Source organism: Flavobacterium sp. CYK-55 (assembly GCF_018413465.1).
Classification (GTDB): Bacteria; Bacteroidota; Bacteroidia; order Flavobacteriales; family Flavobacteriaceae; genus Flavobacterium.
The window spans coordinates 55,273-69,403 of record NZ_JAHCDK010000002.1 but is presented as its reverse complement, the minus strand read 5'-3'; the positions used below and the strand labels follow the sequence as shown (position 1 = coordinate 69,403).

Below are 14,131 nucleotides of genomic sequence, written 5' to 3'. Positions count from 1 at the left end.
TAAGGCTGCAAATATACTCATTGCGCGTTTATTTTAAAATATATTTTTAGACGTCATGCCCCGAATTTTCATCCGCAGTAATTATCATATTCTTGATTTATTAATAAGATTATTTGTGATGTTTAAATATTCTCATGTAAAAATTACACATTGATTAATTTGTGCTGTAAAATGTAAAAAATGTGCTATCAGTGAGCTCGGCTTTGAAACTACTTTTGGCTACAACCAAAAAATTAAAATTATGAGTCAAGCAACAAAAAGACCCGAATTTAAGTCGCACTACGACAATTTTATAGGCGGAAAATTCACGCCTCCGGTCAAAGGTGAGTACTTTGAAAACATTTCACCTATTGACGGAAAAGCATTTACCCAAGCCGCTCGATCCACCAAAGAAGACATTGATTTGGCCCTCGATGCTGCCCATGAAGCTTTCAAAACCTGGAGCAAAACCTCGGTTACCACGCGCAGCAATATGTTGCTCAAAATTGCCGATATCATGGAAGCCAACCTTGCCTATCTCGCTGCGGTTGAAACCATTGACAACGGAAAAGCCATCCGCGAAACCATGGCCGCCGATTTACCTTTGTGCATTGATCACTTTCGCTATTTTGCAGGTGTTATCCGCTCAGAAGAAGGCGCCATTGCCGAGCACGATGAGCACACCGTGAGCATATGCTTGCACGAGCCTTTGGGTGTGGTCGGGCAAATTATTCCTTGGAACTTTCCACTGCTTATGGCTTCTTGGAAAATCGCACCTGCACTCGCTGCCGGAAACTGTGTGGTCGTCAAACCGGCCGAACAAACGCCTACTTCGATTATGGTGCTCATGGAACTTATCAAGGATGTAATTCCTGCGGGTGTACTCAATGTAGTCACGGGTTTTGGTATTGAAGCCGGAAAACCTTTGGCTACCTCACCGCGCGTCAATAAAGTGGCCTTTACCGGTGAAACCACCACAGGTCGATTGATCATGCAATACGCTTCTGAAAACTTGGTTCCGGTAACCATGGAACTCGGCGGAAAATCACCGAATATTTTCTTTCCGTCTGTGGCCGATGCCGATGATGAATTCTTTGACAAAGCCGTTGAAGGCGCCGTATTGTTTGCTTTAAACCAAGGCGAAGTTTGTACTTGTCCGTCGCGTATTTTGGTGCACGAAAGTATCTACGATCAATTCATGGAGCGCGTTATTGCTCGCACTAAAGCCATTATTTGCGGTGATCCGCTCGATCCATCTACCATGATGGGCGCACAAGCCTCTAATGATCAATACGAGAAAATTCAATCGTATCTCAAAATCGGAAAAGAAGAAGGCGCAGAACTGCTCACTGGCGGCGATGTCAACTCATTCGGCGGTGATTTGGCCGGCGGTTATTACATTCAACCGACCATTTTTAAAGGCCACAACAAAATGCGCGTTTTTCAAGAAGAAATCTTTGGTCCGGTGGTATGTGTGACTACTTTTAAAACCACCGAAGAAGCCATTGAAATTGCCAACGACACGCTTTATGGTTTAGGAGCCGGTGTTTGGACTCGCGATGCCCACGAACTTTATCAAGTGCCGCGCGCCATTCAGGCCGGACGCGTTTGGGTCAACAGTTATCACGCTTATCCGGCGCACGCACCGTTTGGCGGTTACAAAAAATCGGGCTTCGGACGCGAAACGCACAAAATGATGTTGGCGCATTATCGTCAAACCAAAAATATGCTCATCTCATACAACAAAAACAAACTTGGATTCTTTTAAGATTCATTTAATTTGTTGGTGCACCATCCGAGGTTTCGGCTTCGGATGGTTTTTGTTTTTCAGAAGCTCATTCCCGCTTTCCGCTGTAGCTTTTGCCGGTTAAGAAACCGCCAAAAGGCTGCCGCTTCAATCGGGGCTAGGGCAGTCGCACATCAATAAGCTCAATCACCACTGAAACTTCAACCTTTCAAAATTATCCTATGAAAACACCACGCGTTACCGTTACTGTGGCAGCGGCTCAAATCATTCAACAATTGCAAGATCGTTACGGCGATTTGATGTTTCACCAAAGCGGCGGTTGCTGTGATGGTTCACAACCTATGTGTTTTGAAAAAGGCGACTTCAAAGTAGGTTCGTCTGATGTTTGTTTGGGCGAGATTGCCCACTGCGAATTCTGGATGAGTCGCGACCAATTTGAATACTGGAAACACACCCAACTCACCATTGATGTGGTACCGGGCAGAGGCTCGAGTTTTTCTTTAGAAATTCCTTTGGGCGTTCGGTTTCTCACGCAATCGCGCTTGTTTTCGGCTGAGGAAGCCCAAAATTTATCCGATTTAAAATTTACGGATTAAAGTTCATCAGCTGATACTGTTTGGGCGTAACACCTTCGTATTTTTTAAACAATCTGATGAAGTAATTACAGTCTTCAAAGCCCGTGGCATACGACACTTCATTGACATGCACATTCGGGTTACTCAGGAGTTTTTTGGCGTATTTGATTTTTTCGTTCAAAATAAACTCAATCGGACTCATGCCCATTTCGCGTTTAAAATAGCGGTAAAATGAAGTCGTGCTCATACAAGCCTTATCGCTCAAATCTTTCAGGTTAATGCTCTCGCGAATATTCTTGCGAATGTATTCAACCGAAGGCGTAATCGGGCTGTTGATATCGAGGTATTTTTCGTTTTCAAACCGTCGAGCCGTTTGGGTTTGTATGATTCTGATGATGAGTTCCTGCAGTGTTAAATCGGCCAGTGCGTCTTTGGTAATCGCATCGCCCATGCATTCTTTAATGAGCTTGTTGATGGTTCCGGCCAGCTCAACATTGTTGTAAAAAAAGTAGTTTTCGTGGTCGAGTTTCCAGAGGTTGTTTTGGCCTTCTTTGGGGTATTTTTCGTTTAAAAAATGCAGCGTATCACTAATGATTTCATGATCAATCGCCAAGGCAATGCATTGCGTCGGATTGGCCGTTGTAGCTTCGGGAAAATCAATTTTCATTTCAACGTTTGAAGGCACAATCACCGTTTCGCCGGGCAAATAATCAAACGAAGGTTCGTCAAACAAATGCATCACTTTTTTGCCGCGCAGCATACTGGTCACCACCAAATCATTAAACTTCAGCGGAACCAAATCTGATTTTTCGTAGGTTTCAAAAATGTTCAATTCGCAATGCTCTAATGAAAAAATGGTGCGGTTTTCCACCAAAGTTTTGAGTGACTTTTCGTGGGTGAGTGCGGGTTTGTTGAGCAAAACTTTTGAAGGCATATGCATTTAATTAGCAAAGCCTAAGATACACTTTTTTTGTATGTAAACTACAGCAATTCGCCCACGTGTTTTTTGATGTTTTCGGTGATTTTTTGCGTGGGCAAATCATTGGTGTCGCCGCCAAACGGATCTTCAATTTCTTCGGCAATAAGCTCTAAACTAGCCAAAACATAAAAGATAAAAACCACAACCGGCGCCACGTAATAGCCCAAACTAAAGGCATAACCCCAAGGCAAAGTCATCACATAAAAAAAGATAAACTTCTTGATAAACGCGCTGTACGAATACGGAATCGGTGTGTTTTTAATCCGCTCACAAGCGCCACAAATATCCGTAAACGATTGTACTTCGGCATTGAGAATAATCAGTTGATCGCCCGTAATTTTTTTTGATTGATACAAATCGTTGATTTTGGCAAACATCATTTGCGCTACTTGATTCGGGCGGTGTTTGTGTTGATCAAGTTCTAGGTCAACATCGTCAAAAAGCACTTTTCCGGTTTGTTCGTTGCCCAAGTGTTTGTGTAAAACGTGCGCATAGCCCGGAATCATTTTTCTAAAATAGGTGCGGTCGTGTTCATCGCCCAGCATGGCCGAGAGTTTCAAAGCGAAATTTCGGCTGTTGTTTACTAAAGCGCCCCACATTTTTCGGCCTTCCCACCAACGGTCATAAGCAGTGTTGGTTCTAAAAACCAGCAACAATGAAATCACAAAACCCAGCATTCCGTGCATGAGCGTGATGTTTTTGATGTAACTGGTCTCAGAAAGTTGCCAGTATTCAACCTCGAGCCATCCGACCAAACCCGCATAAATACCAATGGCGAGCATAATCGGCAGCAAAGTTCTAAACGTATCTGCCTTGTGGAATTTAAAAATAAAAGTAAACCAGTCTTTGGTGTTGTAGGATATCATTTGTTTTGGATTGTTTGATGCAAATCTAATCAAAAAGTCAGATTTCCGGCCAACTCGCGCAAGCTTATCTCGGCCAATTTGGCTTGATAAAGCGTGTTTGAATATCTGGTTTTGGCCTCGACAAAATTGAGTTGCGCGGTTCTGAATTCAAATGTGGTAATGGTTCCGATTCTGAATTTATCCAGGGTAATGTTGAGGTTTTGTTGCGCGATTTGTACGTTTTTTTCTTCAAGCGCGCTCAATTGCAATTGCGTTTGATAGTTCTGAAAAGCCAAATTGAGTTGTGTTTCTATGGTTTGCTGTTGTTGATCGGCTGCGAGTTGGGCATTTTCAACTGCTAATTTGGCGATTTTCTCATTGCGGTTTTGATTGTTTCCGTCAAACAAATTCAAGGTTGCACTCAAACCGTAATTGAGCCCGCGGGCGCTGCTTTGCGTTGTAAAACCCAATTCTGATTTGGCTTCACTAAAGTTGTATCCGGTATTGACTTTTACCGTCGGATAACGATTGGCTTTGACTTGTTTGAGTTGCAATTCGGCTACTTTTTTACTGATGATGATGGATTCCAGCTCCGGATTTTGTTTTTGCGCTAATTCAGTCAACTGCATCAACTCGAGTTTTTGATCAACTTGAATGTCTTGAGCCACTGCAAAATCAGTTTTTAAATCGCGCGCCAACAATTCATTGAATTGCGTTTTGGTTTGCCCGTACAAATCTTTTTGTTTGAGCAGGGCAGAAGTGTCGGCATTCAAATCAACTTGAGCATTGAGCACTTCAAGTTTTGAAGCTTTGCCAATGCTGTAGCGGTTTTGCGCCAAAGTCAATCTTTGTTTTGAAATCACCAAAGCGGTATCAAGTGCAGCCAGTTGTAATTGCTGTTGTGCCAAATCAAAATACAAACTGTTTACGGCTGCAATTCGATCGAGAATTTTGAGTTTCATTTGGCTTTCGCCCAGTTGTTGCAGTGCTTTGAGTTGGTCATAACGCGCAAACATTTTAAAGCCGTCAAAAACCGTCCAATCAAGGTTGGCGCCGTAGCTAATGTTGCTGCTGTGTGCATTATCCACCGTATTTACTGTTCCGTCGGCGCGGGTTTGTGACAAATGCTGAATGCCGTTGGTATCTGTAAATGAAGCCGTAACTTTGGGCAACATTCCGGCATTTCCAACTGCTACATTGGTCTGACTTACTTGGGCATGATTGCGCGCGATGCGAATGGCGTAATTGTTTTCTAAAGCTATTTTAACGGCGTCTTCTAAAGTCAATACAGATTGTGCCTGCAGCGAACCAGCGAGCAGCAGGATCAGAAAACTATAGATTTTGAGATGGGTCAGACTATTTTTCATAAGCGTCCATTTGGTCAAATTCAGCGCGGTGTTTTCGCACGCGCGACCACATTAAATACAGAGTCGGAATCACAAACAAAGTCAGGATGAGCGAAAAAATGGTTCCGCCTACAATCACCACGCCCATGCCAATGCGGCTCGTGGCGGCTGCTCCGAGTGATAAAGCAATCGGCAAAGCGCCCAAGGCAATCGCCAAACTCGTCATTAAAATAGGGCGCAAACGCGATTCTGCGGCGTGCAAAATGGCCTGGGTTTTCTCCATGCCTTGCTCGCGCAATTGGTTGGCAAATTCTACAATCAGAATTCCGTTTTTGGTGACCAAACCAATGAGCATAATGGTACCAATTTGACTAAAAATATTCCAAGTCTGACCAAACAACCAAAGCGAGAACAATGCTCCGGCCACGGCCATCGGAACGGTCAGAATAATAATCAGCGGATCAATAAAACTCTCGAATTGAGCCGACAAAATCAAGAAAATAAGCAACAAAGCCAAACCAAAAGCAAACGAAGTATTCGAGTTGCTCTCCACAAAATCGCGCGATTCTCCGCCTAAATCGGTGGTAAAACTATCGTCGAGTACTTTTTCGCGAATGCGGTTCATGGCTTCAATGCCATCGCTGATGCTTTTGCCCGGCGCCAATCCGGCCATCACGGTAGCCGACATATTTCGGTTGTTGTGATACAATTGCGGCGGATTACTTTTCTCGTCAATATGCACCACATTGTCCATTTGAATGAGTTGGCCTTGCGTATTGCGCACAAACATCGAAGTCAAATCAAGTGGTTTTGAGCGATCTTTTTGGTCAAATTGCCCAATCACTTGATACTGTTTTCCGTTCATCAAAAAATACCCAAAACGCTGTCCGCTGAGCGAAAGTTGCAGCGTTTGCGCAATGTCTAAAACAGAAACACCCAGACTTTCAGCCTTTTCGCGATCAATGGTTACGTTGATTTCGGGTTTGTTGAATTTGAGGTTCACATCGGTCATGGCAAAAGTCGGATCTTTGGCGGCTTCTTCCATAAACTGTGGAATCTTCTCTTGCAATTTTTCAAAATTCGGCGCTTGAATAATGTACTGAATCGGAAGCCCACCGCGCTTATTCACGGCAATGGTCGGCTGCTCGGTCACCGAAGTTTTGGCATCGGGATAACCTTTAGTCCATTTGGTGAGTTTTTCGGCCAATTCTTTCTGCGAGCGTTCTCGTTTTTCAGGATCCACCAAAGCAATGCGCACGCGACCGCTGTTGGTAGCCGAAGCGTTAAATCCGGGTGCGGTAATCACCAAACTCACTTTCTTTTCCGGAATTGAATCGTCAATCAAGCGTGACAATTCTTGCATAAAACGATTGGTGTAATCATACGAAGAACCTTCGGCTGTAGTGGTGACCATCACGAGTGAACTGCGGTCATCATAAGGCGCGGTTTCTTTAGGTAAAATATTAAAAAACAGATAAATCAGCGCAAAACAAAAGCCCAAAATAGCAAAGCTGATCCATTTGTGGCCGATGAATTTTTTAAGCGATACAGCGTAGGATTGGTTGATGTTTTCAAAAATGGGTTCGGTCAGTTCGTAGAATTTTGATTTTTTCTGATGTCCGCCTTTCATCAAATAAGCGTTGAGCATTGGGGTCAAAGTCAGTGAAACAAAGGCCGATATAAGCACCGCGGCGCCAATCACCACACCAAATTCGCGGAACAAACGGCCCACAAATCCGTCTAAGAAAATCACCGGTAAAAACACCGCCGCCAGCGTGATTGAAATAGAGATAACCGCAAAGAAAATTTCATTCGAGCCTTTGATGGCCGCCTCAATCGGGCTCATGCCTTCTTCAACTTTTTTGAAGATGTTTTCGGTCACTACAATTCCGTCATCCACCACCAAACCGGTCGCGAGCACAATGGCCAAAAGCGTCAGTACATTGATCGAAAATCCGAACAACCACATGATAAAAAAAGTGGCTATGAGCGATACCGGAATGTCAATCAGCGGTCGGAACGCAATGGCCCAATCGCGGAAAAACAAGTAAATAATCAAAATCACCAACAAGATCGATATGCCTAAGGTTTCGGCCACTTCAAGCACTGATTTTTTGACAAAAACGGTGTTGTCAATGGCAATGTTGAGTTGAATATCTTTGGGTAAATCTTTTTTAAGCACTTCAAATTTTTTGTAGAATTCTTTTGAAATGTCTAGATAATTCGCCCCCGGAAGCGGCACAATCGCCACGGCTACCAGCGGTAAACCTGATTGCGACATTTGCGTTTCGAGATTTTCAGGGCCGAGTGCAGCCGAACCGACATCGCTCAAACGAACGATTTTTTCTCCATCGGTTTTGATGATGAGGTTGTTGAATTCTTCAGGTTTGCTGAGGTTTCCAACGGTTTTTACAGTAAGTTCAGTGCTGTTTCCAGTGAGTTTTCCCGACGGAAGTTCTACATTTTGTTGTCCAAGAGCATTTTTGACGTCTGAGACCGTACAACCATAAGATGCCAATTTAATCGGGTCAATCCACAAGCGCATGGCGTATTTTTTCTGTCCCCAAATCTGAATACCGCTCACGCCCGGAATGGTTTCGAGCCTCGGCCCAATAACGTTTTCAGCATAATCGCTGAGCTCCAACGGGCTTCGGGTATCGCTTTGAATGGTCATCGAGATGATCGCATCGGCATTCGCATCGGCTTTTGAAACCACCGGCGGACCATCAATATCTTTAGGCAAGCTTTTGGCGGCAATGGCTACTTTATCGCGCACATCGTTGGCAGCGGTTTCGAGGTCTTTATTCAGGTTAAACTCAACGGTAATGTTGCTGGTTCCTTGAACGCTTGACGAGGTGATGTTTTTGATGCCGTCAATCGAGTTGATGGCTTTTTCAATGGGTTCGGTAATTTGCGATTCGATGATGTCCGCATTGGCTCCGGCATAATCGGTTCGGATAGAAATCTGCGCCGGATCAATCGACGGAAACTCGCGAATGCCCAGAAATTTATACCCAATAACACCAAAGAGAATCAACGTTAGATTCAAGACAATGGTTAGTACGGGTCGTTTGATGCTTAGCGTGGATAAACTCATGGGTTATGATTTGAGTTTCACTTGAACGGGCGCCTCGTTTTTAAGTGCCATCACACCGCTGGTAATGAGTGTGTCGCCGGGTTTGAGTCCGGTTAAAACCAAGATAGATGCATCGGTTCTGGTGGCCGTAGTTACCATAGTTTCGATGGCTTTTCCTCCTTCAACGATGTATACTTTTTTGCCTTTTTGCACCGGAACAATCGCTTCACTCGGCACCATGACGGCATCTTTGATTTTATCGAGCGGTAAAATAATGTTGGCAAAAGTGCCCGGAATGAGCTTGTTGTTGGCGTTTTCGGTTGAGGCGCGCACTTGTAAAGTTCGTGTAGTAGCTTCAATGCCGGGTTCAAGCGCATAAATTTTGGCTTTGAATACTTGGTCTGAATTGGCCACTGTAAAGTTTAAAACGGTGTTGTTTTGAATCTGACCAGCGTATTTTTCGGGAATTGAAAATGTAATTTTGAGTTGCCCGGTGTTGACGAGTTTAGCAATGAGCAAAGAAGGCGTGAGATAAGCGCCTGGCGAAATTGAACGCAAACCAATTTTACCCGAAAAAGGCGCACGTATACTGGTTTTGTCAAGTTGCGCTGCAATGAGTTGGCTTTGGGCTTGGGCTGATTTGTAGTCGGCCAAAGTGATGTCATATTCTTCTTGGCTGATGGCTTCTTTGGCGAGCAGTAATTTGGCGCGTCTTTCATTTTCAGCGGCCAAAGATTCTTTGGTTTTGGCTTGACGCAGTTGCGCGCGCAATTCACTATCGTTGACTTTAACCAGAACTTGTCCTTTTTGAACTTGGCTTCCTTCTTGAAAATGAATGCTCTGTACCACGCCCGAAACTTCACTGCGCACTTCAACTTGTTCGTTGGCTTCAAGCGCACCGGTGAGCGAGAGTTCGTTGTCAAAAATCTGTGGTTCAATAACCAGTCCGGTTACTTTGATGGGTTTTTTTGGGCCTTTGTCTTTACCTGATTCGTCTTGGCTTTTGTTGGTTTGAATTCGATAGGCAATTAAACTTCCTAAACCAACCAACAGTAGGGCATATGCGATGTATTTTACTTTCATAGGCTGAAATTCCTCACAAAAGGATTGTTTTATGACGGTCAAATGTAGTTTTTAGAATCGGTAAAAGCCGGCCTGTTAAACTTTATTTAACAACCGTTTTTAGCTGATGTGATTCCAAAGATTTTTCTTTTTGGTGAGTTCAATATACGTTTTGCGCAAGACACTATGTTCGGGCAATTCCATCGGAGCATCGCGTTTTAAAATCTCTATGGCTCTGTGACGCGCCAGTTGCAAAATGTCGCGATCTTTGACCAAATCGGCAATTTGCAAATTCAGAATGCCACTTTGTTGGGTGCCCATCAAATCGCCGGGACCGCGCAATTTCAAATCTACTTCGGCAATTTCAAAACCATCGTTGGTGCGACACATGGTTTCAAGTCGGGTTTTGCTGTCGGCGCTGAGTTTGTGCGAAGTCATCAAAATACAGTAACTCTGATCGGCACCGCGCCCCACACGTCCGCGCAACTGATGCAATTGCGACAAGCCAAATCGCTCGGCATTTTCAATAATCATCACACTTGCATTGGGCACATTTACGCCTACTTCAATCACCGTGGTAGCCACCATGATGTTGGTTTTTCCTTGTGCAAAACGCTTCATTTCGGCGTCTTTGTCGGCAGGTTTCATTTTGCCGTGCACGATGGATATGGCGTACTCAGGCAGCGGAAAATCGCGCGAGATGCTTTCGTAGCCGTCCATTAAGTCTTTGAGGTCCATTTTTTCAGATTCCTGAATGAGCGGATAAACAATGTAAATCTGTCGCCCGAGCGCTATTTCATCACGCATGAATTTCCAAACCTTGAGCCGATTGCTGTCAAATCGATGGACGGTTTGTATGGGTTTTCGCCCCGGCGGCAATTCGTCAATGACTGATAAATCTAAATCACCGTATAAACTCATCGCCAAAGTTCTCGGAATCGGCGTGGCAGTCATGACCAACACATGCGGCGGAATGCTGTTTTTCTTCCAAAGTTTTGAGCGCTGTTCTACGCCAAATCGGTGTTGTTCATCAATAACGGCCAATCCTAAATTGTGAAATTGTACTTTGTCTTCAAGCAAAGCATGCGTTCCGATCAAGATTTTGAGTTGACCGCTTTCAAGCATTTCATGAATAACTTTTCGCTCAGCAGTTTTGGTTGAACCCGTTAAAATTTTAATGCTGATGCCCATTTTATCGGCCAATTCGCTGAGCCCGATATAATGCTGATTGGCCAGAATTTCGGTAGGCGCCATCAGGCAAGCTTGAAAACCGTTGTCTAGTGCCAAAAGCATGCTCATAAAGGCCACGATGGTTTTGCCCGAGCCCACATCGCCTTGCAAAAGACGGTTCATTTGCGCGGGTTGGCCCATGTCATTTCTGATTTCTTTGAGCACGCGTTTTTGCGCTCCGGTTAAATCAAATGGCAAGTGATTTTGGTAAAATTCGTTGAAATAAGTGCCCACTTGGTTAAAAGCATGACCTTTTATTTTGTGTTTTCTAATCAGATTTTTGCTGATGAGTTGCAGCTGAATATAGAACAATTCTTCAAACTTAAGTCTGAATTGCGCCTTGGATAATCCGTCGTTGTCACGCGGAAAATGCACCTGAAGCATGGCCTCTTTTTTGGGCATGAGTTGCCAGGCGCTCAGTAGGTGTTCGGGCAAAGTTTCGGCTATTAAATCGCGGGTTTCGAGCAAGGCTTGTTGTACAAGTTTGCCAAAAGTTCGGTGTGTAAAACCTTTGTTAGACAGCGCTTCGGTGGATCGATACATCGCTTGTAAGGCGCCGCGCAGATTTTGCTGGTGTTCTGATAAAAGCTCAATCTCGGGGTGTGGCATCGAAAACTGATGGTTGAATAATTGGCATCGTCCAAAAATCACAATCGGCACATTGAGCGGCAGATTTTCGCGGATCCATTTATGACCTTGAAACCACACGAGCTCCATTTGTCCGGTTTCGTCTACAAAGTTGGCTACGAGTCTTTTACCGCGCTTTTGTTCAACGGTTTTGATGTGGATAATTTTGCCTACCAATTGTACTTCGGTGGGTTGTTCGCGCAGCTCGTTTATTTTGTAATAACGCGTGCGGTCAATGTATCGATGCGGAAAAAACTGAAGCAAATCGGCATAGGTGTGAATACCCAATTCTTTTCTGAGCAATTGACCACGACTCGGGCCAACGCCTTTGAGGTATTCAATCGGGGTTTGCAACAACTCAGACATGTCGATTTGTATTAAAAATTAACGGCTTTTACCCCGACGAAGATAAGTATATTTTGAAAATTAAGAAACGCATAACAAGCTGCAAAGGCGTTCTGTGTATATTTGCCATGACATTTGTTTGCGCATGAAAAAAATCGTGTTTTTCCTCTTATTTACCTTGACTTTATGGGCACAACCGGCCCGTGTGGTTGATTTTAAAACCATTCATGCAGCGTTGAGCATCAATCCCGTCAAACGAAATGTAACCGGGCAAGCCAAATACACTTTTGAGCTTTTTAAAAGTACAGACACGCTTCGCATCGATGCTCAAAAAATGGTTTTTACCCATGTAAAACTAAACGGCGAAAACGTCCAATTCAAAGAAAACAAAAAACAACTTTTGCTCTATGAAGGTTTGCGGGTTGGTAAAAATGTTTTGAGTTTTGATTATGAGGCTTTTCCGACGCAAGCCATGTATTTTGTCAACTGGGATTTTACCCATAAAAATGACACACCCGAAGAAGTTCAAGGCCAAATCTGGACACAAGGACAAGGCAAAAACACAAGCCATTGGTTGCCGTGTATAGATGATGTGAATGATAAAGCGCTGTTTAGTTTGGACGTTGCTTTTCACAAGAGTTTCGAAGTCATTTCGAACGGAGTTTTGCTTGAAAAACAAGCGCAAGGCAACGATATCATCTGGAAATACCGCATGAATGAGCCTATGAGCAGTTATTTGGTGATGTTGGCCATCGGGCATTTTCAGAAAAAAACCGAAAAATCAGCTTCGGGTATTCCGCTGGAGATGTATTATGAAACCAAGGATGCTGATAAAGTTGAACCCACCTATCGCTACAGCAAAAAAATATTTGATTACCTTGAAAAAACCATTGGCGTGGCCTATCCATGGAAGGTTTATCGCCAAATTCCGGTGCGTGATTTCTTGTATGCCGGCATGGAAAACACTTCATCTACTTTGTTTTCAAGAGATTTTGTGGTTGATAGTATAGCCTATAACGACCGAAATTACCTCAATGTGAACGCGCATGAATTGGCGCATCAGTGGTTTGGCGATTTGGTTACGGCGCAATCCGGAAAAGACCATTGGTTACAAGAAGGTTTCGCGACTTATTACGCTCTGCTCGCCGAACGCTCGGTTTTTGGTGACGATTATTTTTACAACAAATTGTACAAAACTTCTCGTCAATTGATTGAAGCCGCCAAGACCGATACGATTCCGTTGCTGAACCCCAAAGCGAGTTCACTGACATTTTATCAAAAGGGCGCGTGGGCGTTGCATGTTTTGCGCGAACAAATCGGTGCGAAAAAGTTTGATTTGGCTGTGAAGAATTACCTCAAGAAATACGCTTTTAAAAACGTGACCACCGATGATTTCTTGGACGAAGTCAAAAAAGTTTCGTCGTTTGATGTTGTTGCGTTTCAGAAATTGTGGTTAGAGTCAGCTCAGTTTCCGGCTGCGCATGCCGATACTTTGTTGCTCAAAAATACATTCGTCAAACAATATTACGATTTGCGCGATCACCGATTGGATTTGGTACAAAATCGCCAACAAATTTTAGACATTTTCAACTCAAAAGCGTATTTCCCCATCAAAGAATTGCTTGTGTATCAAGCAACTGAAAAGCCTTTTGTCGAAAAAGAATTTCTGTTGCAAGCGGCGATCAAAACCGGCGATATAAAAGTGCGTCAAGCGGTGGCCAATTCGCTTGAAGAAATTCCGGAATCGTTCAGAGCTAATTATGAAACTTTACTCGACGATGCATCCTACGAAACCCGCGAAGCTGCTTTGTATTTCTTGTGGAAAAACTTTCCGAATGAGCGCGTACGATACATCGATAAATCAAAAAAATGGATCGGTTTTCAAGACCAAAATCTACGTTTGATGCATTTGTATTTGGCTTATTTAACCACAGATAAGGCGGATGAAAAATCAAAAATTTACTTCGAGCTTTTGCAGTTTACCGGAACCAATTATGATTCGGGTATACAAGAATTGGCTTTGCTCAAACTCATCAGTTTAGAGCTTTTTACTGAAGATGTACTCAAAAGTTTGGCCTACGGAACCGGAAATCACCGTTGGCAGTTTGTGAATTTTTGTAAAGAAAACATCCGTAAATTGCTCAAAGATGATCAATACCGCAAGATGTTTACCGAGCTTGAACCCAAGTTGCCCATTCGCGAAAAAACGCAGTTGCAACGCTTGCTCAAAGAAAAAGAGATTAAGTAATTTTTAGGCATTTCATAAAAAAAAGCCTCCGCTATTCTCACTTTGCAGAGGCTTTTCACAAAAACAAACTAA

Annotated in this window: 9 protein-coding genes; 3 read left to right on the top strand and 6 right to left on the bottom strand. The window is 43.6% G+C overall.

Annotation, left to right across the window (positions count from 1 at the left end; all coding sequences use genetic code 11):
- The first annotated feature begins 241 nt into the window (after positions 1-241).
- Both KIH23_RS02890 and KIH23_RS02885 read left to right on the top strand, forming a co-directional pair.
- Entirely contained in the window at positions 242-1,747 is a 1,506-nt protein-coding gene (locus tag KIH23_RS02890; RefSeq protein WP_213211168.1) for an aldehyde dehydrogenase family protein, read from the top strand.
- A gap of 200 nt (positions 1,748-1,947) precedes the next feature.
- The gene (locus tag KIH23_RS02885) at positions 1,948-2,322 is read left to right on the top strand and encodes a DUF779 domain-containing protein (protein ID WP_213211167.1); all 375 of its coding nucleotides are present in this window, start codon (positions 1,948-1,950) and stop codon (positions 2,320-2,322) included.
- On the opposite strand, the gene KIH23_RS02880 is transcribed toward KIH23_RS02885, so the two are convergent.
- The 6 genes from KIH23_RS02880 to recG form a co-directional block, all read right to left on the bottom strand.
- Complete coding sequence (locus KIH23_RS02880; RefSeq protein ID WP_213211166.1) at positions 2,312-3,235, bottom strand: AraC family transcriptional regulator; 924 nt, start codon at positions 3,233-3,235, stop codon at positions 2,312-2,314. The genes KIH23_RS02885 and KIH23_RS02880 overlap by 11 nt on opposite strands.
- 47 nt (positions 3,236-3,282) lie before the next feature.
- Positions 3,283-4,146 carry a bestrophin family protein gene (locus KIH23_RS02875; protein WP_213211165.1) on the bottom strand — a complete coding sequence of 288 codons (864 nt, stop codon included), beginning with the start codon at positions 4,144-4,146 and terminating at the stop codon, positions 3,283-3,285.
- 29 nt (positions 4,147-4,175) lie between these two features.
- A complete protein-coding gene (locus KIH23_RS02870; RefSeq protein ID WP_213211164.1) occupies positions 4,176-5,492 on the bottom strand; it encodes a TolC family protein in 1,317 nt (438 codons plus the stop codon).
- The gene (locus KIH23_RS02865) at positions 5,482-8,568 is read right to left on the bottom strand and encodes an efflux RND transporter permease subunit (RefSeq protein ID WP_213211163.1); all 3,087 of its coding nucleotides are present in this window, start codon (positions 8,566-8,568) and stop codon (positions 5,482-5,484) included. The genes KIH23_RS02870 and KIH23_RS02865 overlap by 11 nt, the downstream gene beginning before the upstream one ends.
- 3 nt (positions 8,569-8,571) lie before the next feature.
- On the bottom strand, positions 8,572-9,630 hold the full coding sequence (locus KIH23_RS02860) for an efflux RND transporter periplasmic adaptor subunit (RefSeq protein WP_213211162.1): 1,059 nt from the start codon (positions 9,628-9,630) through the stop codon (positions 8,572-8,574).
- Between the two features lie 99 nt (positions 9,631-9,729).
- Positions 9,730-11,832, bottom strand: coding sequence for an ATP-dependent DNA helicase RecG (gene recG, locus KIH23_RS02855; protein ID WP_213211161.1), 2,103 nt, complete (start codon positions 11,830-11,832; stop codon positions 9,730-9,732).
- Positions 11,833-11,968: 136 nt separating this feature from the next.
- Between recG and KIH23_RS02850 the strand changes: the two genes are divergently transcribed.
- Complete coding sequence (locus KIH23_RS02850; protein ID WP_317197019.1) at positions 11,969-14,059, top strand: M1 family metallopeptidase; 2,091 nt, start codon at positions 11,969-11,971, stop codon at positions 14,057-14,059.
- Positions 14,060-14,131 lie beyond the last annotated feature (72 nt).

Excerpts from the sequence above, each read along its gene's own strand:
- KIH23_RS02870 (WP_213211164.1), bottom strand. The coding sequence starts at position 5,492 with ATGAAAAATAGTCTGACCCATCTCAAAATCTATAGTTTTCTGATCCTG.
- KIH23_RS02880 (WP_213211166.1), bottom strand. The coding sequence starts at position 3,235 with ATGCCTTCAAAAGTTTTGCTCAACAAACCCGCACTCACCCACGAAAAG.
- KIH23_RS02865 (WP_213211163.1), bottom strand. The coding sequence starts at position 8,568 with ATGAGTTTATCCACGCTAAGCATCAAACGACCCGTACTAACCATTGTC.
- KIH23_RS02860 (WP_213211162.1), bottom strand. The coding sequence starts at position 9,630 with ATGAAAGTAAAATACATCGCATATGCCCTACTGTTGGTTGGTTTAGGA.
- KIH23_RS02875 (WP_213211165.1), bottom strand. The coding sequence starts at position 4,146 with ATGATATCCTACAACACCAAAGACTGGTTTACTTTTATTTTTAAATTC.
- KIH23_RS02885 (WP_213211167.1), top strand. The coding sequence starts at position 1,948 with ATGAAAACACCACGCGTTACCGTTACTGTGGCAGCGGCTCAAATCATT.
- KIH23_RS02890 (WP_213211168.1), top strand. The coding sequence starts at position 242 with ATGAGTCAAGCAACAAAAAGACCCGAATTTAAGTCGCACTACGACAAT.
- recG (WP_213211161.1), bottom strand. The coding sequence starts at position 11,832 with ATGTCTGAGTTGTTGCAAACCCCGATTGAATACCTCAAAGGCGTTGGC.